Raw genomic sequence first — 21,293 nt, 5'->3', positions numbered from 1 at the left:
TCCTTATTTTTTTGCTAGAACTTTCGTTTCTTGTTTCATCACATTTGAAGTTGCCAAAAATGCTTGCATGGCAGCAGCATCATCTGTTAAGCCTTGAATTTTAAATGACTGAATCCTATCCACCATTTTTTTATAGTCATTTGGTACAACCTTCACAAATTTACTAGCTGCGTCATCCCAGTTATCTAATAAATTCATCGCTTTTGTACTCTTCGTGTAATAATAATGATCCATTATTAATTGTCGTAAAGCATGTAGTTCATCAGAAGTTTGAATTTGTTCAAATCCAATCATTTCTGTATTACATTTTTCTTTAAACCCGCTCACATCATCGACAAGAACATATGCTATTCCTCCAGACATTCCTGCTCCGAAATTCTTTCCTACATCTCCTAAAATGACAGCACGACCACCTGTCATGTATTCACATCCGTGGTCACCAATACCCTCTACGACTACATCTACCCCACTGTTACGAACTGCAAAGCGCTCCCCAGCACGTCCATTTATAAATACAGTTCCACTTGTTGCCCCATAAAGTGCGACATTTCCAGCAATTACATTTTGTTCAGCCTTACCTTGTATAGGTGCTGTCACAATTAGTTTTCCACCTGATAATCCTTTTCCAAAATAGTCATTTACATCGCCTGTAATATACATCGACATTCCTTTTGGTATAAATGCACCAAAGCTTTGCCCTGCTGCTCCAGTAAATCTTAAAACGATGGAATCATCCGGTAACCCTTGTGCACCATATTTTTTAGAAATTTCACTTCCAATTACTGTTCCTACAACACGCTCTCTGTTAGTTATAGGGAAATATAGCTCCGCCTTCGATTGAGTTTCTATTACTTTTTTCAATTTAGGCAGTAAAACTCTCATGTCAAATGATTCATTAATTTTATGATCTTGCTGTGTCTTCCAAGTTCTTGTTCCTTCTGGTTGGAATAATAGGGCATCTAAATTTAGTTGTTTTGCTTTCCAGTGCGATTTGGCACGCTCACTAATCTCTAATACATCTGTTCGACCTACCATTTCTTCCACTGTTCTAAATCCTAATAATGCCATGTATTCTCTAACTTCTTCCGCTACAAATTTCATAAAGTTAACTACATAATCTGCTGTTCCTGTAAATTTATCACGTAACTCTGGATTTTGTGTTGCTATCCCAACTGGACAAGTATCTAAATGACATGCACGCATCATAATACAACCCATTACAATAAGAGGTGCTGTTGCGAATCCATACTCTTCTGCACCAAGTAGAGCTGCCATTACAACATCTTTACCGGTCATTAATTTCCCGTCAGTTTCTAACACTACACGATCGCGTAAACCATTTAACATTAACGTTTGATGTGCTTCAGCAAGTCCCAGTTCCCAAGGAAGCCCGGTATGCTTAATGCTTGTTTTAGGTGATGCACCTGTTCCACCATCATATCCACTAATTACAATTACATCAGCCGCTCCTTTTGCTACACCAGCAGCAATAGTACCTACTCCCGATTTTGCTACAAGTTTAACACTAATCCTTGCTGCTCTATTTGAATTTTTTAAATCATGGATTAGTTGGGCCATATCTTCAATGGAGTAAATATCATGATGAGGCGGTGGGGAGATTAAGCCAACCCCAGTTGTAGAACCACGGACATCTGCAACCCAAGGATATACTTTGTTGCCTGGTAATTGACCACCTTCTCCTGGTTTTGCACCTTGTGCCATTTTAATCTGTAATTCATTTGCTTGAACAAGATAATGACTTTTTACACCAAATCGTCCTGATGCAATTTGTTTAATAGCGCTTCTTCGGCTATCACCATTAGCATCTAGCTTATAACGGCTTGGATGCTCTCCCCCTTCTCCACTATTGCTTTTCCCACCGATTCGATTCATCGCAATAGCCAATGTTTCGTGTGCCTCTTGGCTTAATGATCCATAAGACATGGCACCTGTTTTAAAGCGTTTAACTATTTTATCAACAGATTCCACTTCCTCAAGAGGAATACTTTTAATTTCTTTATCGAAAGTGAAAAGATTTCTTAAAAATCCAATTCGTTCCTCATTGGCCATCTCTGCATATTGTCTATATAATCCATAATCTCCTCTTCTAGTTGCCCATTGAAGTGTATGAATTGTTTTAGGATTGAATGCGTGGTGTTCTCCAGTACTTCTCCACTGAAAATCACTACCTGATTCTAAAGATTTATCTGAAGCAATAACTGCTTGTTCATGCCTATTAACAGTTTCCATTGCAATAGTTGATAAATCGATTCCACCAAGTTGTGATACTGTACCTGTAAAATAACGCTCAATAACGTCTTTACTTATACCAACAGCTTCAAATATTTGTGCGCCTCGATAACTTTGGACAGTAGAAATCCCCATTTTGGACATGACCTTAACTACACCATCTGCAATTCCTTTACTATATTTAGCGACAGCCTCTGAATAACTACTCGTTAAATGTCCATCTTGGATAGCCTCTCCAATCGTCGCATAAGCAAGATAAGGATTGATAGCATCTACACCAAATCCGATAAGTGCAGCAAACTGATGTACCTCTCGCACTTCCCCAGATTCCACAATTATACTTACTTTCGTGCGATTTCCATTACGTAATAAATGTTGGTGTACATGACTTGCTGCTAATAATACAGGAATTGTTTGCTGCTGTTCTGAGATAGATCTATCCGAAAGTATAAATAGGCAGGATCCTTCTTCTACCAACTCATCCACTTTTTTTGTTAGAAGATTTAAATCTAATTCTAAATCTTCTGACATATCAAGTGAAAGAACAGCACTTGTAAATGTTTTTATTTTATTCTCTTTTAAGTGTGCTAATTGACTATTTGTTAATATAGGTGTATCTAAGAAAATCCTTTTCGCATTATTGGCGTTCGGATGTAATAAATCCCCTTCCGCTCCAAGCAGTGTCATCGTTGAAGTTACAATATGTTCTCTAATAGAGTCAATTGGAGGATTAGTAACCTGGGCAAAAAGCTGTTTAAAATAATTGAACAATGACTGAGGTCGATCAGATAATACCGCTAATGGTGTGTCGTTCCCCATCGACCCGATTGGATCCTTACCATCCATTGCAATAGGAATTATATACTTATGCACATCTTCAAATGTATAACCAAATGCTTTTTGTCGAAATAACAAATCATCTATTTGTTCAACTTTTTCCTTAGTTACTGGAAGCTTATACATATTTTCTGTTAACCATTGTTGATAAGGCTGAGTTTGCGCCATTTCTGTTTTTATTTGTTCGTCAGAAATTATCCTACCTTCTTCCAGATCAACTAACAGCATTCTACCAGGGCTTAGACGTTCTTTATATAGAATTTTTTCTTCGTCTATGTCCACTACTCCAACTTCAGATGAGAACACAATATAATCATCTTTCGTAACTAGGTAACGAGCAGGTCGCAATCCATTTCGATCTAAAATGGCTCCTATTTGTTTTCCGTTAGTGAAGGAAATTGCTGTTGGACCATCCCACGGTTCCATTAAACTGCTATGATATGCATAGAAAGCTTTTTTTTCCTCTGTAATATGTGGATTCTCAGTCCAAGGCTCTGGAATAAGCATCATAGCAGTATGGGCTGGTGTTCTGCCAGCTAAAACAAATAATTCAAATGCATTGTCTAGCATGGAAGAATCACTCCCATTTGTATCAATAATGGGTAATAATTTTGCTAAATCATCACCAAAAGCTTTTGATACAAATTGTTTTTCTCGAGCTTTCATCCAGTTGATATTTCCATGTAATGTGTTGATTTCACCGTTGTGGACAATATATCGATTAGGATGTGCACGCTCCCAGCTTGGAAACGTATTAGTACTATAGCGAGAATGCACAAGTGAAAATGCAGAAGTGAATAATTCGTCCTGTAAATCGATATAAAATGAATCGACTTCTTCTGGAGTAAGCAATCCTTTATATACGATCGTTTGACTAGAAAGACTCGCACAATAGAATTTTAGACCTTGACGTTCAGCCCAATGCTCAGCTTGTTTGCGAATAAGATATAATTTACGTTCAAAAGCTAAAGATTCCATTTCGTCATTCGATTGTATAAAAACTTGTCGAATAAAGGGTGCCGTCTCCTTCGATTTATCACTTAACTCACTTGCATCAATTGGTACAGTTCTCCAACCAATGAGAACTTGACCTTCCGCAACTATCAATTCGTTTATTTTTTGTTCGATTAATTTGCGTTCATCAGAATCGTTTGTGAAAAATAACATACCTACTCCGTACTTCCCTTTTTCGGGTAAGACCCATTCGTTACAAACAACCCGAAAGAAAATATCAGGTATTTGAACCATTAATCCAGCTCCGTCACCTGTTTTACCATCGCCACCTCTCCCAGCGCGATGCTCTAAACGACATAACATCTCAAGTCCTTTTTTTACGATATCGTGTGTTGCATTACCTTTTATATTTGCGTATAAACCTATCCCACATGCGTCATGTTCAAAAGACGGGTCATACATACCTTGTGCTTGTGGTAGTTGGTGAAATGTCATGTTTATACCTCCCTTTAAACTGAAAAAGTGTCTTAGGAATATTGTATGTTTTCAAAATAATATAAACAATATATAATTTGGATATAAATCATCTAATATTGAGATAGATAAGGAGAATACGATGGAACTACGCCAATTGAGATACTTTATAGAAGTTGCAGAAAGAGAACATATTTCGGAGGCAGCGATCCATTTACATGTTGCACAGTCTGCTGTCAGTAGACAGATAGCTAATTTAGAAGATGAACTTGAGGTCCAATTATTTGAGCGAATTGGTAGAAATGTAAAATTAACACCAATCGGCAAGATTTTCTTGGAGCATAGTGTCTCTGCAATTAAGGCAATTGACTTTGCAAAGAAACAAATTGATGAATACTTAGACCCAGAAAAAGGTACTATTAAAATAGGTTTTCCTACTAGTTTAGCTGGTCACTTATTGCCAACAGTAATTTCTGCTTTCAAAAGAGAGCATCCAAATGTGGCTTTTCATTTGCGCCAAGGATCATACACTTACTTAATAGAAGCAGTTAAGAACCGAGAGATTAACTTGGCATTTTTAGGCCCTCTACCTGCTAAAGATAGTATCCTAAATAACACGATTCTATTTACCGAGAACTTCTCTGTTCTTTTGAATGCAAACCATCCGTTTGCTAAAAAAGATAAGATTCCTCTCATTGATTTACGAAACGAGGATTTTGTACTATTCCCTGAGGGATACATTATGCAGAAGTTAGTGGTCGAGGCATGTAATTCTGTTGGTTTCACACCAAAAGTTTCTTCTGAAGGTGAAGATATGGATGCTATCAAAGGATTAGTTGCCGCAGGAATAGGACTAACACTACTACCTGAAAGCACCTTTTATGACTCTACACCGAGATTCACAAAAAAAATACCAATTGAATTGCCTAATATACGAAGAACGGTAGGAATTATAAGCCCAGCTACCCGGAATCTCTCCCCTTCTGAAAAGGTTTTTCATGATTTTGTAGTACAATTTTTCTCGCTTCTGGGCCAATATCAATAGATTATCAATTCTTTTAACTAATAGCACACAACCAGTTCGTACGATAAACGAAAAAGAGCGATGCGTTTTAAAGCATCGCAACTAATCTTGATAAATATAGGCCTGGAAGTTACAGAATGCTAACAATCATAATTCAATGGTACTCCATTCACGAAAGTTTACATATTCTCTACGTTTGAGGATTCTGCCACCTTGGTTAAATAATATTTTTCCTCTCTTGCCATATGATCAGCCATCGATACGGTAAAAGTCCCAAGCACTTCTGCACTTAGTTCCATTTCTTCTAGTTCATTTAAAAAAGTTAAAAATAGATCCATTTCTACTTCTACATTATCATTAAATCTACTTAATGCTGGAAACTTGTTAATATTTGTGCGTAGGTAACCAGTCAATTCAACCGCTTTTATATAAAACTGATCAAAATGCTTGGCAAAGGTTCGACTTTTTTCCTTTAGTCTTTTTTCTACATCATCCATTCGAGCATCGATTGCTCCAGCATGACCGGAAGCGTCCATGAGCCAAATTAAATGATGGTGCAGTTCGTGAAAAATTGGCGGTACTTCACCTTTTTCCAGGTAGCTTAATACCAGTTGATACTCTTCTAATTCATTAACCATATGACTCAAGAAAGTAGGCGTGAGGTGGATACCCATGTCCCCTAGTAAATGTCTTTTAATAATAGACAGTTTAAATGATTTTAGTTGTTCCACATACTCTGCGGCAATACTCGCGAAGGAAATGGCATTTGTTTCATTCAAAGAATTTACTTGAGGAAGAAGTTGATCGAACTGCTGGATAAAATAAGTTGCCTTTGCAATGTCCTCCTTCTGCGAAGGATAAAGAGAATCATGAATAAAGCGAGAATGGTCTCCTAGCACCCGTAGCCAAAACTGATGTTCAAAGACAGCACTTTTCAAATAGTTTTCCAATCCGAATACATCTCCTTTAATTTTACCTCTACTACACTTTATTCATTTCAAATAGTATTATTAATGAAATTATGTGTAACCCAAAATGTCCTTTAGCCTCTATATAATAAATTTGCATAAAGAGGCAGGGACAGAAGTAGAAATTTTATTGGATAAGGAGAAACCTTTACTAAATAATGGATATTTAATCAAATTGATTGGAATGGAGGGGCGACTCCTACGGGAATAGCGTGACGCCTGAGACTACAAGCTCAGGCCACGCCCGTGGAAAGCGTCCCTGGAATGGAAATCAATTTCGTGTATAGCAAAAAAACAGCATTTTTCTCAGAAAGAAAAATGCTGTTTTGGGGGTTCTGTCCCAGCCTCTTAACACACTTATTTAACTTTGTTATAGAATTCCACAAAATTATTTACGACTTGATCTAAGAAATCACTTGTCGCTTTGTCTGAGATTTCATTTTGTTCATTTATCTTTGTATGAATAGCTCCAATATACACTTCATTGCCTGGCAGTAATTTTGGTTGGAGAGTTGGGTTGGAGATAATTTCTCTTAAATGCATTTGCGCACGCACACTACCTAGAACACCCATAGAAGATCCTACGATAAATGTTGGCTTGTCTTTAAGGTCATGTCCACTGCGTGACATCCAGTCAATCGCATTTTTCAATGCGCCCGGAATAGAGAAGTTATACTCTGGAACTGCAAATAGCACAGCTTCTGAATTACGAACTTTCATCTTAAATTCCATTGCTCCTTTTGGAGGATTCTCTTCTATATCTGCACTAAACATTTCTACATCATTAATGGAAACTATTTGAATATCCAATTGCTCGGAATAACGTTTTTTTATGTACTCCACTAGTTTTAAATTGTATGAACCTTTTCTATTACTTCCTATAATAGCCGCTACTTTAATTGTCATTTGAACATCTCCTCTTTCTCAGTTGTTTAAGGAATTGGTAATGTTAACTTACGGTTGTTAGTATATCACTATAATTCAAAATTATGCTGAGATTTACTCATTCACATCCATAAAAATAAGATCGCTAATATTTTAGCGATCTTATTCCAATAGTAATATTTTTAACCCACGATAGCATTAGCGGTTACTAACATGATTAATGCAGTTAACCAAGCTAACGTTGTAGGAACCGACCAAACTAAAACCTGTTCCTTCAATTTAGTAATACCAAGCATACGGTTAACAACCCAGAACATGGAATCGTTAAAGTATGAGAATAGCATTGCACCTAATGCGGCTGCTTGAGCAGCAAGAGCTAAGTTGACATCTAAATTCGCTAAAATTGGTGCGGAGATTGAAGCAGCAGTAATCATTGCAACTGTCCCACTACCTTGTATTAATCGTACAATAGAAGCAATGAAGAATGGAATTAATATTGCTGGAAGCGGCAATCCTGCAATAATTTCTGCAAGATAGTCACCAGTGCCACTCTCACGTAAAACAGTACCTAAAGCACCACCGGCACCAGTAACTAGCAAGATAATACCTGCTGTTGTCATACCTTCTTCCATTCTGTCCAACGCTTCTTCACGCTTCATGTAATTAGCCAAGCCGTAAATAGCTGCTACTAATCCTAGAGCTAAAGCGATAATTGGTTGACCTAAGAACAATACGTAATCCCAAGCTCCACCTGTAAATTCTAAAGCAGACAAAGTTGTGTTTAAGAATATTAAAATAATTGGTAATAAAATTGGGAAAAACGATTTAAATAAAGAAGGAAGTTCTTTCTCACGATCATGCGATGCTGCTAAGAAATCATGATACACTACTTCAGATGAATCTTTACGAACAAATCCTTCTCCATCTTCTTCTGGTAATTGATAGATTCGTTTCCCAAGCCACTTTGCATATAATACTCCTACAATGATAATAGGCACTGCAAAAATGAGACCCCAAAATATCATTTCCCCAATATCTACACCAAAAATACCCGCAACTCCTAATGGTCCTGGAGTTGGTGGAACTGCATGGTGAGTTGCCACCAATCCAATTGCAAGTGCAACTCCAAGTGTAACTACTGATTTACCAGTTTTACGCGATAAAGATTTAACTAAAGGATTTAAAATAACAAACGCTGAATCTACAAAAATTGGAATCGAAACGATATAACCAGCAATTGCCATTGCCCATTCTTCTTTTTTCTTACCAACTAGTCGTATTAATGAATATGCAAGTTTTTCTGCTGCACCAGTAACTTCTAAAATACGGCCCATCATTACCCCTAAACCTACTACTATACCTATAGAGGCTAACGTATTTCCAAAACCAGAGGTGATTGAGTTTACAACTTTAAGCGGCTCCATTCCTCCTATTAATCCGGTAATTGACGCAGCAATTATTAAAGCTAAGAAAGCATGAATTTTAGTTTTTAATACAAGTAATATAAGAACTGTAATACCAATTGCTAAACCAAGTAACATTTGCATTTCTAAAGTCATTCCCATGTAACCCCTTTCAAAACTCTATTTTTAAAATAGAAGGAAAGTAAATTACTTTCCTTCTATTATATTACTTACAATGATTCACGAGTAAATTTCGGCGCATACTCTGCAGCAAGTTTGATACACTCGTACATACTTACTTCAGAAGCAATGTTTTTCCAAGCAATATCAAATGCTGTACCATGATCAACAGATGTACGCAGGAAAGGAAGCCCATTTGTAATAGATATCGTACGGTGGAAATCCGTCATCTTCGCAGCAATATGACCTTGATCGTGATATAGAGAAAGAACCGCATCATATTTTCCATGAAGTGCTTGGAAGAAAACTGAATCCGCGGGTACCGGACCATAGGCATCGATTCCATCTGCTTTCGCAAGCTCAACTCCCGGTTTAATTTCTTCTACTTCTTCCATTCCAAATAGACCGCCTTCACCTGCATGAGGATTTAATCCTGCAACTGCAAGCTTACGATTTTCAACTCCAAGACGTTGCAGAGCTTTGTCACATCTATTTAAATAATCACGAACTCTTTCTTTTGTCATTTGTGTGATTGCTTCTGCTACTGACACATGACGAGTTAAGAAGAAAATTCGCATTCCATTTACTTGGAACATTGTTAGTGGATCAGGTGCACCACCTAAATCTTCTAACATTTCTGTATGTCCGATATAAGGAACTTTTGCTGCTTTTAATGATTCTTTATTGATCGGAGTAGTAGCAATTGCTTTAACTTCTCCAGCCATTGCAAGTTCTACTGAACGTTTGATAAATTCAAATGCTGCTTGACCATTTTGTGCCGAAACTTGCCCAGGCTCGAATTCTTTCATATTAATATTAGCTAAATCCATTACATCAATTGTTCCATATTCATAAGAACCTTCAGAAGGAGATGTAACAACACTAACTCTTAACTTTACTCCTGTTACCTCGATTGCTTTACGAAGTATGTTCGCATCCCCAACTACTAATGGTTTACACATAGTATAAAGTTCTTCTTTTGCTAAAGATTTCACTGTTATTTCAGGACCAATACCGGCCGCATCTCCCATAGGAATCGCAATAATTTCTCTTACTGTAGTCATTTCCTAAACACTTCCTTCTTCTTTTTTGTTTGTTAAAAATCTTACGCATTTATAAATAGAGTATTTATCCCCTACCATGCCACCTTTAGTGATTACAGGAATACCATCAAAAATTCCTCCTATAAAATGACCATATGCCGCTAAAGGAAGTACTTCATCCTGCAAACCGATAGCCTGCGCTTCGCTAACAGAACATAATGCTGCTGTTACATCTCCACCACTGGAAAACATTCCATCAATTGTGTGCTCTGTTTGGTCAATAACACTATGAGTAACCCTTGCCAAGCCTTCCGTTAACCGTTTGGCAAGCATTTCTTCCGTTACCCCTTCCCTAACGGCAATTTCTTTTAAGTTTAATTTCCCCGCACCGGGTGCATAAGTAGTGATGATTAGAACTTCTTGCTCTTCAAGTTTAATAACCGCTTCCTTCATTGCGCGCTCAATTTCATCTTCCCACGTACTACTGGTAGAAGCTAAGGCAGCAGTATTTACGTAAACCGGATCAGCGTTTTTCTTTTCAATTAAGTAATTAAGCTGTCTTCCAGTTAAAGGAGTTATACTACCTACTGTCACAATAAATTTGTTAGTCAAGACATGTTGATGCGCTTTCAAACGACTATAAGATGCGGATAATGGACCTGGATCCACTGGTACGAAAATCACACCCTCAATTGCAGCCATCGATTCTGCTATATGATCAATTTCCTCATTGGTTACAGCATCTACAACTATAATCCGATTACCTGCCTCTATTTGTCTCATCATTTCTAAATGTATACTATTTTTCCCTTTTAAAACTCTTCCTAATCCTATATGAGAAACCGGATATTGACTTTGCTCACTCATAATAGTTGGCACATGGGATATTGTAATTGGATTCATAGGATCTTTTGCAACATCAGTAGACTCCACAGGTACGCCATCTACTAATAGATAACCTCCAGATAAGATACGTCCCGAATCTGGATAAGAAGTAACTACTACTGCCACACTGTTTTCTCCTAATGCATCCAATAATGTGTCTGTTTCTACTCCAAGGTTTCCACGTACAGTACTGTCGATGCGCTTACAAAACACACTTGCTCCCCATGTTGAAAGCTGTTCGTACGCTTTTAAAACTCTTGTTTGTGCAGAACCCGGAGCGCAGTATCTGCTATCTGTATCTACACTAATAGAGGTAAATCCACCAATTGTTGGTACCTCTCCTCCAAATACTACGGTAGCGCTATTAAATCCGTTTTTAGATAACAACACCCCTGTCGCATTAGCACCAGTTAAATCGTCTGCAATAATTCCAACTTTCATTTTCTCACACCCTTTATAAAGGTAGTCATTTCGCTGTATATTTCTTCTACTTCTTCAGGTAGTGATTGATCTGTTATTATAGCCGTCACAGAATCAATACTTGCTATTTTAGCAAACGCTTTCTTTCCAAACTTCTGTGCATCTACTACTAAATAAACAACTTCACTACTGTTAATCATCTCTCTTTTAATAGAAGCCTTTTCCAACGTGGCAGACGTAATTCCTAATGTGGAATGAACTGCATGTGCACCTAAAAATAGTATGTCTACATGGATTTCTTTTAACATTTTTTCTGCATATGTTCCAAAAACGGCACCAACACCATTTTGTATTTTGCCACCAAGCATAATGACATCCACTTTACTATCCATTAATTCTGCTGCAATTTTGATATCATTTGTAACAATTGTGAGATTTTCTCTCCGTTTTAGACGTTTAGCAATCTCAAAGTTTGTTGTCCCAGAATCTAGGAAAACTTTCATGCCATCTTTTACTAGCGTAGTTGCTATTTCAGCAATTTCCATTTTCTGAGGGTGTGCCTCTGAAATTTTTTGTAGGTAGCTCTGTTCAGCAATAATAGCCTCAGCTATTGCAGCTCCCCCATGAGTTCTTATCAGTTTTTTCTGCTTTTCTAATTCATCTAAGTCTCGACGAATTGTCATAGCAGATACATTAAGTAAATTCACTAAATCTAAAATATCTACTTTACCTTTGACGGATAGTTCTTCAATTATGCGTTTCTTTCTTAATAAGGGAGTCGTCATACAATTCTCCTTTTTATAAAAACGTTTACTATGAACATATTATGTTCGTTTTTATCAATAAAGTCAACATTTTTTGTTAACTTCACGTTTTAAATGTGAATAATGAACATTAAACCACATTTAATTGTTTAATAATTTAGAATTATAAATAAAAATATTGTTGATTTAACGATGTAGTGTGTTAAAATATAGTAATCTTTATCAATAACACCTATGCGCCATTACAGCAGTCATCTCCACATTTAGAAGTAGGAGGCGTATTCAGTCGCAAGTTAAATATAAAAATGGAGGTACCGTTCCTATTATGCAATTAACAGATACGAAATCTATACAAGTCGAGAATGTTCTTATTGCACATCAGTTTTTAAAAGATGTTGTCTTCCATACTCCCTTACAAAAAAATGAATATTTATCCGAAAAGTATGGAGCATCTATTTACTTTAAACGCGAAGATTTACAACATGTCCGCTCATTTAAATTACGTGGAGCATACTATAAGATTAAAACTATTGAGGTAGAGGCAAAGGAAAAAGGGGTTGTCTGTGCCAGCGCAGGTAATCATGCACAGGGAGTCGCATATGCTTGTGCACAATTAGGAATCATTGCGAAAATTTTTATGCCATTAACCACTCCCTCACAAAAAATTGAGCAAGTGAGAATGTTTGGACGTGAGTTTGTTGAAATCATTCTTGCTGGGGATACTTTTGACGACTCTGCAAACAGTGCAACTGCTTATGCAGAATTAGAGGATAGAATTTTCATCCACCCATTTGATGATGCTGAAATCATTGCGGGTCAGGCTACTGTTGCGGTAGAACTTATGAATGACATCGATGTTCCTCTAGATTTTCTGTTTGGTAGTATAGGAGGTGGCGGATTAATATCTGGTCTTTCTACATATATAAAAAACGTCTCACCTCATACTAAAGTGATTGGCGTTGAGCCTGCAGGAGCTGCTAGTATGAAGGCCGCCTTTAATAACGAAGGCCCAGTCATGTTAGATTCAATTGATAAGTTTGTGGACGGCGCGGCAGTAAAATGTGTCGGAAATCTTTCTTATAATCTTTGCAAAAAATACGTAGATGATATTATCCTTGTACCTGAAGGAAAAGTTTGCACAACGATTTTAGATTTATATAACAAACATGCAATTATCGCAGAACCTGCTGGAGCCTTATCAGTTGCGGCATTGGATTTATACAGTGAAGAGATTAAGGGGAAATCGGTAGTTTGCGTTATCAGCGGAGGGAATAATGATATTGGTCGTATGCAAGAGATTAAAGAGAAATCATTAATCTACGAAGGATTACTCTATTATTTCATTGTAAAATTCCCTCAAAGAGCTGGAGCATTACGACAATTTCTTGATAAAGTTCTTGGACCAGATGATGATATTACGACTTTTGAGTATACAAAGAAAAACAATAAAGAAAGTGGACCGGCTCTTGTAGGTATTGAATTAAAAAATAGAAATGACTATTCTGGCATACTTTCTCGTATGAATGAGAATGGATTTTCCTTTAAGGAAGTAAATAAGGATAGTACCTTGTTTGAATTACTAATTTAACGAAAACCTATGTAACATCAACGTTTATTACGATTGATGTTGCATTTTTTTTTGTACTAAAATAAAGTTTTTTAAATCTCCACACCTCAATTCTAGCAATATATTCATCCGTTTGATATAATGATTCTTGTATTATAAATATTCTAATCTAGGGGGAAATTGAATGTCAGAAAATCAAAACAACAACAAATTGACAACTGCAGCGGGCGCGCCAGTAGTAGATAATCAAAACTCGCAATCAGCCGGACCACGAGGACCACTTTTATTACAAGATGTATGGTTATTAGAAAAACTAGCACATTTTGATAGAGAAGTAATTCCTGAACGTCGTATGCACGCAAAAGGATCAGGTGCTTATGGTAAATTTACTGTAACTCATGATATTACTCAATATACTTCAGCAGCTCTTTTCTCTGAAATTGGAAAAGAAACAGAAATGTTCGTTCGTTTCTCAACTGTAGCTGGTGAACGTGGCGCAGCAGATGCTGAACGTGATATCCGTGGTTTTTCTATGCGATTCTACACTGAGCAAGGTAACTGGGATCTAGTTGGTAACAACACTCCTGTATTCTTCTTCCGTGATCCACTTAATTTCCCAGATTTAAACCATGCTGTTAAACGTGACCCACGTACTAATATGCGTAGTGCTAATAATAACTGGGATTTCTGGACGTCATTACCAGAGGCTCTTCACCAAGTTACTATCGTAATGAGTGACAGAGGAATTCCGAAATCTTACCGTACAATGCATGGCTTCGGTAGTCATACATTCAGTATGATCAATGCTAATAACGAACGCGTTTGGGTAAAATTCCATATGCGCTCGCAGCAAGATATCGAAAACTTAACTGACCAAGAAGCAGTTGAAGTTGTAGGGGTAGACCGTGAAAGTCATCAACGTGATCTTTACGATAATATCGAAGAAGGTAACTTCCCTAAATGGAAAATGTACATTCAAGTAATGACTGAAGAGCAAGCTAATAATATGCCTTACAATCCATTTGACTTAACTAAAGTTTGGTACAAAAAAGACTTCCCACTAATCGAAGTTGGTGAATGGGAACTTAACCGCAATCCTGAAAACTATTTTGCAGAAGTTGAGCAAGCAGCTTTTACACCAGCTAACGTTGTGCCAGGTATTAGCTTCTCACCAGACAAAATGCTTCAAGGTCGTTTATTCTCATACGGGGACGCTCAACGTTACCGTTTAGGTGTAAACCATCACCAAATTCCAGTTAACACACCAAAATGCCCTGTACACTCTTTCCATAGAGATGGAGCGATGCGTGTTGACGGTAATAAAGGAAGCACACTTCACTATGAGCCAAACAGCTATGGTCAATGGAAAACTCAACCAGAATACAAAGAACCTCGTTTAGCACTTCAAGGAGATGCTGGTATTTGGGATTTCCGCGAAGATGATGATAACTATTATGAGCAACCTGGTAAGCTTTTCAGATTGATGAGCTCAGAGCAACAAGAAATTCTGATTGATAACACAGCACGTAATATGAATGGTGTAGAGGAATTTATTAAGATTCGTCATATCATTCACTGCTTCAAAGCTGATCCTGCTTACGGACAAGGTCTTGCAGAAGCTATGGAAATTCCATGGGGTAATGTCGAAGCTGCAATGGCTTAAGAAGAAAAACTTAGAGTGGCTATTCGTAACTAAGGTTACGACTAGCCACTCTTTTTTAAAAAAGTATATAAAGACGTCACGTGAACACCGGATTCATTGGAGTTAAAAGATTAACCCTCTGATTTCCGTTACAGGTGAGCGATGAACCATCATCTGTCTCACTTATCCCGCCGGAGTCACCACCTTCCACTCCTATTAATTGAATGTGTTGCCCTAAACAATGTAAATTTTCTTTTAACATAGTACATTCCATTATTACTAATTTTAATAAAAAAACACACCTCCAATTGTTAGATTGTGTCTAACAATTGGGGTGCACTTCATTTAGCTACTCTTTAACTTTTTTATGACGATAATAGTGTTCGGTCACTCGTAAACTTTTGACCTCTAATTCGTTGGAATTCTTCCATTAGAATTTCGATTGTTAAATTTTTCTTTTCTACTTCTCCGACCTCTAAAATAATTTGTCCTTTATCCATCATGATTAAGCGATTTCCTAAGTCTAATGCTTGTTGCATATTATGAGTTACCATTAGAGTGGTAAGATTATCTTTTTTGACCAGCTTTTCCGTTAAATTTGTTATTAATTCCGCACGAGAAGGATCAAGTGCTGCTGTATGCTCATCTAGCAATAAAATGGAAGGCTGTGTAAAGGTAGCCATCAATAAGGATAATGCCTGCCTCTCCCCGCCAGAAAGTAATCCAACCTTAGCGTTTAATCGATTTTCCAGATTTAGATGAAGTCTTTCTAATGAGTGGAGAAAAAACTCTTTTCTTTGTTTATCCACACCAATTTTTAGACCTCTTTTTCTATTTCTAGAGTATGCTATTGCTAAATTTTCTTCAATTGTCATAGTAGGTGCAGTTCCCGACATCGGATCTTGAAACACTCTTCCGATAAACTGAGAACGTTTAAATTCTGGTAGTTTTGTTACATCGTTATCACCTATTGTAATTTGTCCGAAGTCTGGTGATAATGCTCCAGATACCATATTTAACATGGTAGATTTACCAGCACCATTACTACCAATAACCGTAACAAAATCCCCTACTTTTAATTCAAGATTAATTTGGTCTAATGCAATTTTCTCATCTGCGGTACTTTCATTGAAAATCTTGTTAATATTGAGTAATTTAAGCAAGGTTCTCACCCTCCTTACTTTTTATCAAAGTTTGAGACTCACGAAGTTCATGACGTTTTGCTTTCCTAATTTTTTCACGACGTTTATCAAAATACTGAGGTAAAATTAGCGCAACAATTACAATTATCGCTGTTATAAGTTTCATATCACCAGTGTCCATTATTTCCACTCGAAGTGCTAAAGCTAATACAATTCGATAAATAATAGCACCTGCTATTACTGCAAGAGTCGTACGAACAATTGTTTTTGTGCCGAAAATGGCCTCGCCTATAATTACAGATGCAAGCCCGATCACAATCATACCGATACCCAAACCTATATCCGCTGCTTTAGAATATTGAGCGAACAAAGCTCCCGAAAATGCTACTAATGCATTTGACAGTCCAAGCCCTAATATGACGAGTGTATCTGTATTAACAGAAAAACTGCGAATCATTTTTTTATTATCTCCAGTAGCCCGAATCGCCAATCCAACTTCTGTTTTTAAGAACCAATCAAAAACTAATTTTATAATAACTACTAAAATAGCAACAATAACCACTGTACCCCAAGTTTTTGGAACGTACTGTATACCCATAGAAGTTAAGAATCCATTAATCGATTCATCAATACCTAAACTTCCCCACCAATTAAAAAACTGACTAAAAAGAGTTTCTGAATTCATTAAAGGAATATTGGGTCGTCCTACCGAATTCTCAACAGTGAATCCCATTATCCGTAAATTAATCGAATACAATGCAATCATCATCAATATCCCAGAAAGTAACGGATTAATCTTTCCTTTCGTGTGTAAAAGGCCGGTCATACAGCCTGCTAAAAAACCAGCAACAATTGCTACAATTGTTGCAATAGCTGGATGATAACCGAGAACAATCATTGCTGCGGCAGTACCTGCACCAGTCACAAAACTACCATCCACCGTTAAATCGGGAAAATCTAACACTCGGAATGTCAAATACACGCCGAGTGCCATAATTGCATATATAAATCCTTGTTCCACTGAGCCAAAGATTGCTGAAAACATAATATATCAAACTCCTATCTATTCCACAAATTCAGATTTCCACTCATCTTTCACTTCAATCCCAAGAGTATCAACAGTGCCTTTATTCAATACAAATCGCAAGTTTTGTGGATATTGAACTGGTAAATCTGCAGGTGTACTTTCACCTTTCAGAATTTTCACAGCCATCTCTCCTGCTTCGTATCCAATATCAAAGTACTCAAATCCATAAGCCCCTAAACCACCACGTTTTACCGAATCAAACTCACCAACCATCATTGGAAGCTTATGTTCATTTGCAACATCTACTACTGATTCAAGTGCTGATACTACTGTGTTATCCGTAATAATATATAAAGAATCTACTTTTCCAATTAATGATTCTGTTGCTTGTTTTACTTCTGCTGAAGTAGAAACAGAAGCTTCAACAACATTTAATCCAACTTCAGCCATCTGTTCTTTTACTGCATCTACTTGCGCTCTTGAATTTTGCTCACCAGAGTTGAAAACCATTCCAACATTTTTAGCACCAAGTTCATCCTTCAAAAATGCAATTGTGCTAGGAATAGCTTCTGGCTGGGTATCTACAGTACCAGTAACATTTCCACCCGGACTTTCCATTGAATCAACAAGCTCTGCACTCACTGCATCCGTAACGGACGTAAAGACTACTGGAATATCTTCTGTAACAGCAGAAACGGCCTGTGCGCTAGGAGTTGAATTAGCAAATATTAAGTCTACTCCCGAGCTTACTAGATTACTTGCAATTGTTGTATTGGCACTATTATCATTTTGTGCATTTTCAACCTGGTATTCTACCACTAGTCCAGCATCTTCAATCGCTTTTTTGAAACCATCATATGCTGCATTTAATGATGGGTGCTCAACGATTTGAGTAACCCCAATTTTAAATTTATTTGTTTCACCTTTTGTTTCTGATTCGGTAGATGTAGACTTATCTTCACCACATGCAGCTAAAAATAGTATTGCTGCTGATAAAATCACACTTAGCTTCTTCTTGTTCTTATTCATCTTCTAAATACCCCCTATTAGCAATACATCAGCGATTCAACTCGCTAAAGCATTATGATAAAGCAATGTTACACTGGAAATGCATAATAGTCAATAACATTATGAATTATTAAAAAATTTTATAGCGTTATGTGATCGTTACAATTTCTTAACATAGAAATCATGTGTAGGTGACAATTCTTCTTTAAACTATAAATTAGGATATTTTGCTTTATTTTAGGGGGAAATTAAAATGGCAATTTTAGAGAATGATTATTATGATCTTTTTAGTTATATTTTAGAAGAAAAAGCAATAGAAACAGTTTTTCAACCAATTATTTCACTACAAACTGGGCAAATATACGGTTATGAAGCATTAACGAGAGGACCGATTAATACCGTATTATATAATCCCGAGAATTTATTTGATTATGCATTGAAGACCGGAAAGTTATGGGAGCTTGAAAATGTTTGCAGAGCAAATGCATTGAAATGTGCACATGAATTACAAGCTGAAGGGAAACTTTTTTTAAACGTAAATCCCAACGTTATGAATGACCCTAAGTTTAAACAAGGGTTTACGAAAGAATTTTTGTCACTTTTTCAGATGGATCCTGATTCAATAGTATTTGAAATAACTGAACGGGAGGCTATCAATAACTTAAAGGATTTTATAAATACGATTGATCACTATAAAAGACAATATTATCAAATCGCTATTGATGATGTAGGATCCGGATACTCTGGACTAAATATTATTACGGATGTACGTCCGCATTTTATAAAGTTAGACATGAAACTAACCCGTAACATTAACAAAGATAGAACAAAACAATTGCTCGTTAGAAGTTTATGTGAATTTGCTAATTATTCACAAATACATATTATAGCAGAAGGCATTGAAACAATGGAGGAATTACATACACTGATTGCTATGGGAGTGCATTTCGGACAAGGATACTATATTCAAAAACCAAATTCGAAGTTATTTCCAGTTCGCAGCGAGTTAATAAGTATTATCAAAAAAGAAAATAACCGAAAAGATAGTATTATTTCTAATCGTCTAACCGACACATCAATTGAACATATCGCTACTCCCTTACATATGATTTCTAGTGATATGCCTATCTCCAAAGTTAGTAAATTAATGGAATCAAATGACTCGCTTCCTGGTTTTTGTATCAAAGAAAACAAAAAGTTAATTGGAGTAATTACAAGAAACAAACTACATTTGAAATTCAGTGGTCCCTATGGATACAGTTTATATAATAAAAAACCAGTATCAGCAATTATGAGTAGACAATTTATGAAAGTAGATGCTAGCACACCTATAGACGTTGTTGCTAAAATTGCTATGAAACGAGACCCCTTACATTTATATGATTTCATCACTATTACGAAAGAAGATAATTATTTCGGTATTGTCACCGTCAAGGATTTATTGGAGAAAAGTATGCAACTAGAAATTGATTATGCGAAGCATTTAAACCCACTTACAGAATTACCCGGGAATATTATAATTGAACAACAGCTACAAAAATGTATTGAATCTTCGAACGATCTGATTGTTCTCTATTTAGATATTGATAATTTCAAACCGTACAATGATGTATATGGATTTGAAAAAGGAGATAAGGTAATTATAGACCTTGCCAAAATATTAGAGAAAGTTTGTCCTTCTGAAGGATTCATCGGTCATATTGGTGGAGATGATTTTATTCTAATTACAGATATAGCTAGATGTAAAGATGTTTGTGAAGAGATAATTGAACAATTCAATCAATCCATTGAGCATTATTACTATGCGTATGATTATATAAAAGAATATATTATCTCAAAAAACAGGCACGGAGTAGAAGAACAATTCCCTCTCTTAAGTATTTCAATAGCAGGATTAACAAATCGAGAGAGTCATACTATTTATGAACTTTCAGAGAATGCAACAAAACTAAAAAAACAATGCAAGCAGTTGATAGGAAGTAATTATTTAATTCAGTACTAAATGAGTCAGTTTCATAATTACTTGATTCATTTAAAAATACGATTGTTTACTTAATATCGCAATATATTATTCGTTTTTTTAAAAGCGATCCAGTTGATTGGAGTGGCAGGCAGAAACTTCAGCGGGAACAGCGCGAGCTGATAGCCCCAGAGGAAAGACATTAACCGCAGGAGCATATGTTTTCGTAATCACGAGGAAATTGAAGCCGTGCCCGCGGAAAGCGTCCGCCTAGAGCGGAAATAAGTGTTGTTCGGATTTAACTATATAATATTCTTTATGAAATTGATTTAAATGAGTAAGTTTAACAAAAGCAAATTGTGGAATCTGAACAACATTTGATATATTCTTATGCTATGATGTAGCTAACAACTCATTATTAGGAGGATCTTGCATGATTACCGTAATAATCATTGGTATATTTATATTCCTAATTGTTTTAGGGCTCACAATTTTCACTATAAATAAAGGATACGCATTTAAGCATACAATTGACGAAATACCTGCAAAAGATGATAAGAAAAACCAGTCAAAAAGCGGTCCGGTCCTTTAAGTTCAAAACCTGTATCTTACACTTCCGAAGTGACTTGGACATACTTGTAGCTATATTATTACCGCTAGATTTTTTGGATAACTCGAGAAATGCCGCTTTCTTATTCATGAAAAAACCTACAGGAATGCAGTGACGAAGGGATTAAAGCAGTGCATGCAGAAATATAAAACCCCATGAACCCAGTGTTCACGGCACATTTTTATAAATTTTCTTGTCTTTAAAAAAACGCATAGCCACAATGGCTAATGCGTTTTTTCGTTCATATAAA

Annotated in this window: 15 protein-coding genes; 5 read left to right on the top strand and 10 right to left on the bottom strand. The window is 36.4% G+C overall.

Features of this window, described 5'->3' with window-relative positions:
• Positions 1 to 3: 3 nt before the first annotated feature.
• Positions 4 to 4,536 carry a glutamate synthase large subunit gene (gltB, locus tag MKY60_RS08675; RefSeq protein WP_340929517.1) on the bottom strand — a complete coding sequence of 1,511 codons (4,533 nt, stop codon included), beginning with the start codon at positions 4,534 to 4,536 and terminating at the stop codon, positions 4 to 6.
• A gap of 121 nt (positions 4,537 to 4,657) precedes the next feature.
• Between gltB and MKY60_RS08670 the strand changes: the two genes are divergently transcribed.
• Positions 4,658 to 5,560 carry a LysR family transcriptional regulator gene (locus MKY60_RS08670; protein ID WP_340929516.1) on the top strand — a complete coding sequence of 301 codons (903 nt, stop codon included), beginning with the start codon at positions 4,658 to 4,660 and terminating at the stop codon, positions 5,558 to 5,560.
• A gap of 158 nt (positions 5,561 to 5,718) precedes the next feature.
• On the opposite strand, the gene MKY60_RS08665 is transcribed toward MKY60_RS08670, so the two are convergent.
• The 6 genes from MKY60_RS08665 to MKY60_RS08640 form a co-directional block, all read right to left on the bottom strand.
• The gene (locus MKY60_RS08665) at positions 5,719 to 6,489 is read right to left on the bottom strand and encodes a DUF2935 domain-containing protein (protein WP_093494702.1); all 771 of its coding nucleotides are present in this window, start codon (positions 6,487 to 6,489) and stop codon (positions 5,719 to 5,721) included.
• Between the two features lie 375 nt (positions 6,490 to 6,864).
• Positions 6,865 to 7,413, bottom strand: coding sequence for an NADPH-dependent FMN reductase (locus MKY60_RS08660; protein ID WP_340929515.1), 549 nt, complete (start codon positions 7,411 to 7,413; stop codon positions 6,865 to 6,867).
• A 161-nt stretch (positions 7,414 to 7,574) separates the two neighbouring features.
• Entirely contained in the window at positions 7,575 to 8,951 is a 1,377-nt protein-coding gene (locus MKY60_RS08655; protein ID WP_093494862.1) for a GntP family permease, read from the bottom strand.
• Positions 8,952 to 9,025: 74 nt separating this feature from the next.
• Entirely contained in the window at positions 9,026 to 10,039 is a 1,014-nt protein-coding gene (gene pdxA / locus MKY60_RS08650; RefSeq protein ID WP_340929514.1) for a 4-hydroxythreonine-4-phosphate dehydrogenase PdxA, read from the bottom strand.
• Between the two features lie 3 nt (positions 10,040 to 10,042).
• Positions 10,043 to 11,344 (bottom strand): four-carbon acid sugar kinase family protein, encoded by a 1,302-nt coding sequence (locus tag MKY60_RS08645; protein WP_093494700.1) that lies wholly within the window; start codon positions 11,342 to 11,344, stop codon positions 10,043 to 10,045.
• Positions 11,341 to 12,108 (bottom strand): DeoR/GlpR family DNA-binding transcription regulator, encoded by a 768-nt coding sequence (locus tag MKY60_RS08640; protein WP_093494699.1) that lies wholly within the window; start codon positions 12,106 to 12,108, stop codon positions 11,341 to 11,343. Before MKY60_RS08640 ends, MKY60_RS08645 begins: the two co-directional genes overlap by 4 nt.
• Positions 12,109 to 12,412: 304 nt before the next feature.
• On the opposite strand from MKY60_RS08640, the gene ilvA reads away from it, so the two are divergent.
• Together ilvA and MKY60_RS08630 are read left to right on the top strand one after the other, a co-directional pair.
• Positions 12,413 to 13,675, top strand: a complete 1,263-nt coding sequence (gene ilvA / locus MKY60_RS08635) for a threonine ammonia-lyase IlvA (RefSeq protein WP_340929512.1) — start codon at positions 12,413 to 12,415, stop codon at positions 13,673 to 13,675.
• A 163-nt stretch (positions 13,676 to 13,838) separates the two neighbouring features.
• Complete coding sequence (locus MKY60_RS08630) at positions 13,839 to 15,317, top strand: catalase (RefSeq protein WP_090561650.1); 1,479 nt, start codon at positions 13,839 to 13,841, stop codon at positions 15,315 to 15,317.
• A gap of 344 nt (positions 15,318 to 15,661) precedes the next feature.
• On the opposite strand, the gene MKY60_RS08625 is transcribed toward MKY60_RS08630, so the two are convergent.
• The 3 genes from MKY60_RS08625 to MKY60_RS08615 are packed head-to-tail and all read right to left on the bottom strand — an operon-like array spanning position 15,662 to position 18,494.
• Positions 15,662 to 16,459 carry an ABC transporter ATP-binding protein gene (locus MKY60_RS08625; RefSeq protein ID WP_340929511.1) on the bottom strand — a complete coding sequence of 266 codons (798 nt, stop codon included), beginning with the start codon at positions 16,457 to 16,459 and terminating at the stop codon, positions 15,662 to 15,664.
• Positions 16,452 to 17,483, bottom strand: a complete 1,032-nt coding sequence (locus MKY60_RS08620) for an ABC transporter permease (RefSeq protein ID WP_340929509.1) — start codon at positions 17,481 to 17,483, stop codon at positions 16,452 to 16,454. The genes MKY60_RS08625 and MKY60_RS08620 overlap by 8 nt, the downstream gene beginning before the upstream one ends.
• Before the next feature lie 18 nt (positions 17,484 to 17,501).
• The gene (locus MKY60_RS08615) at positions 17,502 to 18,494 is read right to left on the bottom strand and encodes an ABC transporter substrate-binding protein (RefSeq protein WP_340879517.1); all 993 of its coding nucleotides are present in this window, start codon (positions 18,492 to 18,494) and stop codon (positions 17,502 to 17,504) included.
• A 232-nt stretch (positions 18,495 to 18,726) separates the two neighbouring features.
• Here MKY60_RS08615 and MKY60_RS08610 point away from each other — a divergent pair, with 232 nt between their 5' ends.
• Together MKY60_RS08610 and ytzI are read left to right on the top strand one after the other, a co-directional pair.
• Positions 18,727 to 20,475 (top strand): GGDEF domain-containing protein, encoded by a 1,749-nt coding sequence (locus MKY60_RS08610; RefSeq protein WP_340929507.1) that lies wholly within the window; start codon positions 18,727 to 18,729, stop codon positions 20,473 to 20,475.
• Positions 20,476 to 20,866: 391 nt separating this feature from the next.
• A complete protein-coding gene (gene ytzI / locus MKY60_RS08605; RefSeq protein ID WP_340929506.1) occupies positions 20,867 to 21,025 on the top strand; it encodes a YtzI protein in 159 nt (52 codons plus the stop codon).
• Positions 21,026 to 21,293: the final 268 nt, after the last annotated feature.

This window comes from Psychrobacillus sp. FSL K6-1415, from assembly GCF_038003185.1.
In the GTDB taxonomy this organism is placed as follows: Bacteria; Bacillota; Bacilli; order Bacillales_A; family Planococcaceae; genus Psychrobacillus; species Psychrobacillus psychrodurans.
Note: the sequence above shows the minus strand (reverse complement) of the source record. Positions and strands in the feature narration are given on the sequence as shown.

Excerpts from the sequence above, each read along its gene's own strand:
- gltB (WP_340929517.1), bottom strand. The coding sequence starts at position 4,536 with ATGACATTTCACCAACTACCACAAGCACAAGGTATGTATGACCCGTCT.
- MKY60_RS08670 (WP_340929516.1), top strand. The coding sequence starts at position 4,658 with ATGGAACTACGCCAATTGAGATACTTTATAGAAGTTGCAGAAAGAGAA.
- MKY60_RS08660 (WP_340929515.1), bottom strand. The coding sequence starts at position 7,413 with ATGACAATTAAAGTAGCGGCTATTATAGGAAGTAATAGAAAAGGTTCA.
- MKY60_RS08655 (WP_093494862.1), bottom strand. The coding sequence starts at position 8,951 with ATGACTTTAGAAATGCAAATGTTACTTGGTTTAGCAATTGGTATTACA.
- pdxA (WP_340929514.1), bottom strand. The coding sequence starts at position 10,039 with ATGACTACAGTAAGAGAAATTATTGCGATTCCTATGGGAGATGCGGCC.
- MKY60_RS08645 (WP_093494700.1), bottom strand. The coding sequence starts at position 11,344 with ATGAAAGTTGGAATTATTGCAGACGATTTAACTGGTGCTAATGCGACA.
- MKY60_RS08640 (WP_093494699.1), bottom strand. The coding sequence starts at position 12,108 with ATGACGACTCCCTTATTAAGAAAGAAACGCATAATTGAAGAACTATCC.
- ilvA (WP_340929512.1), top strand. The coding sequence starts at position 12,413 with ATGCAATTAACAGATACGAAATCTATACAAGTCGAGAATGTTCTTATT.
- MKY60_RS08630 (WP_090561650.1), top strand. The coding sequence starts at position 13,839 with ATGTCAGAAAATCAAAACAACAACAAATTGACAACTGCAGCGGGCGCG.
- MKY60_RS08620 (WP_340929509.1), bottom strand. The coding sequence starts at position 17,483 with ATGTTTTCAGCAATCTTTGGCTCAGTGGAACAAGGATTTATATATGCA.
- MKY60_RS08615 (WP_340879517.1), bottom strand. The coding sequence starts at position 18,494 with ATGAATAAGAACAAGAAGAAGCTAAGTGTGATTTTATCAGCAGCAATA.
- MKY60_RS08610 (WP_340929507.1), top strand. The coding sequence starts at position 18,727 with ATGGCAATTTTAGAGAATGATTATTATGATCTTTTTAGTTATATTTTA.
- ytzI (WP_340929506.1), top strand. The coding sequence starts at position 20,867 with ATGATTACCGTAATAATCATTGGTATATTTATATTCCTAATTGTTTTA.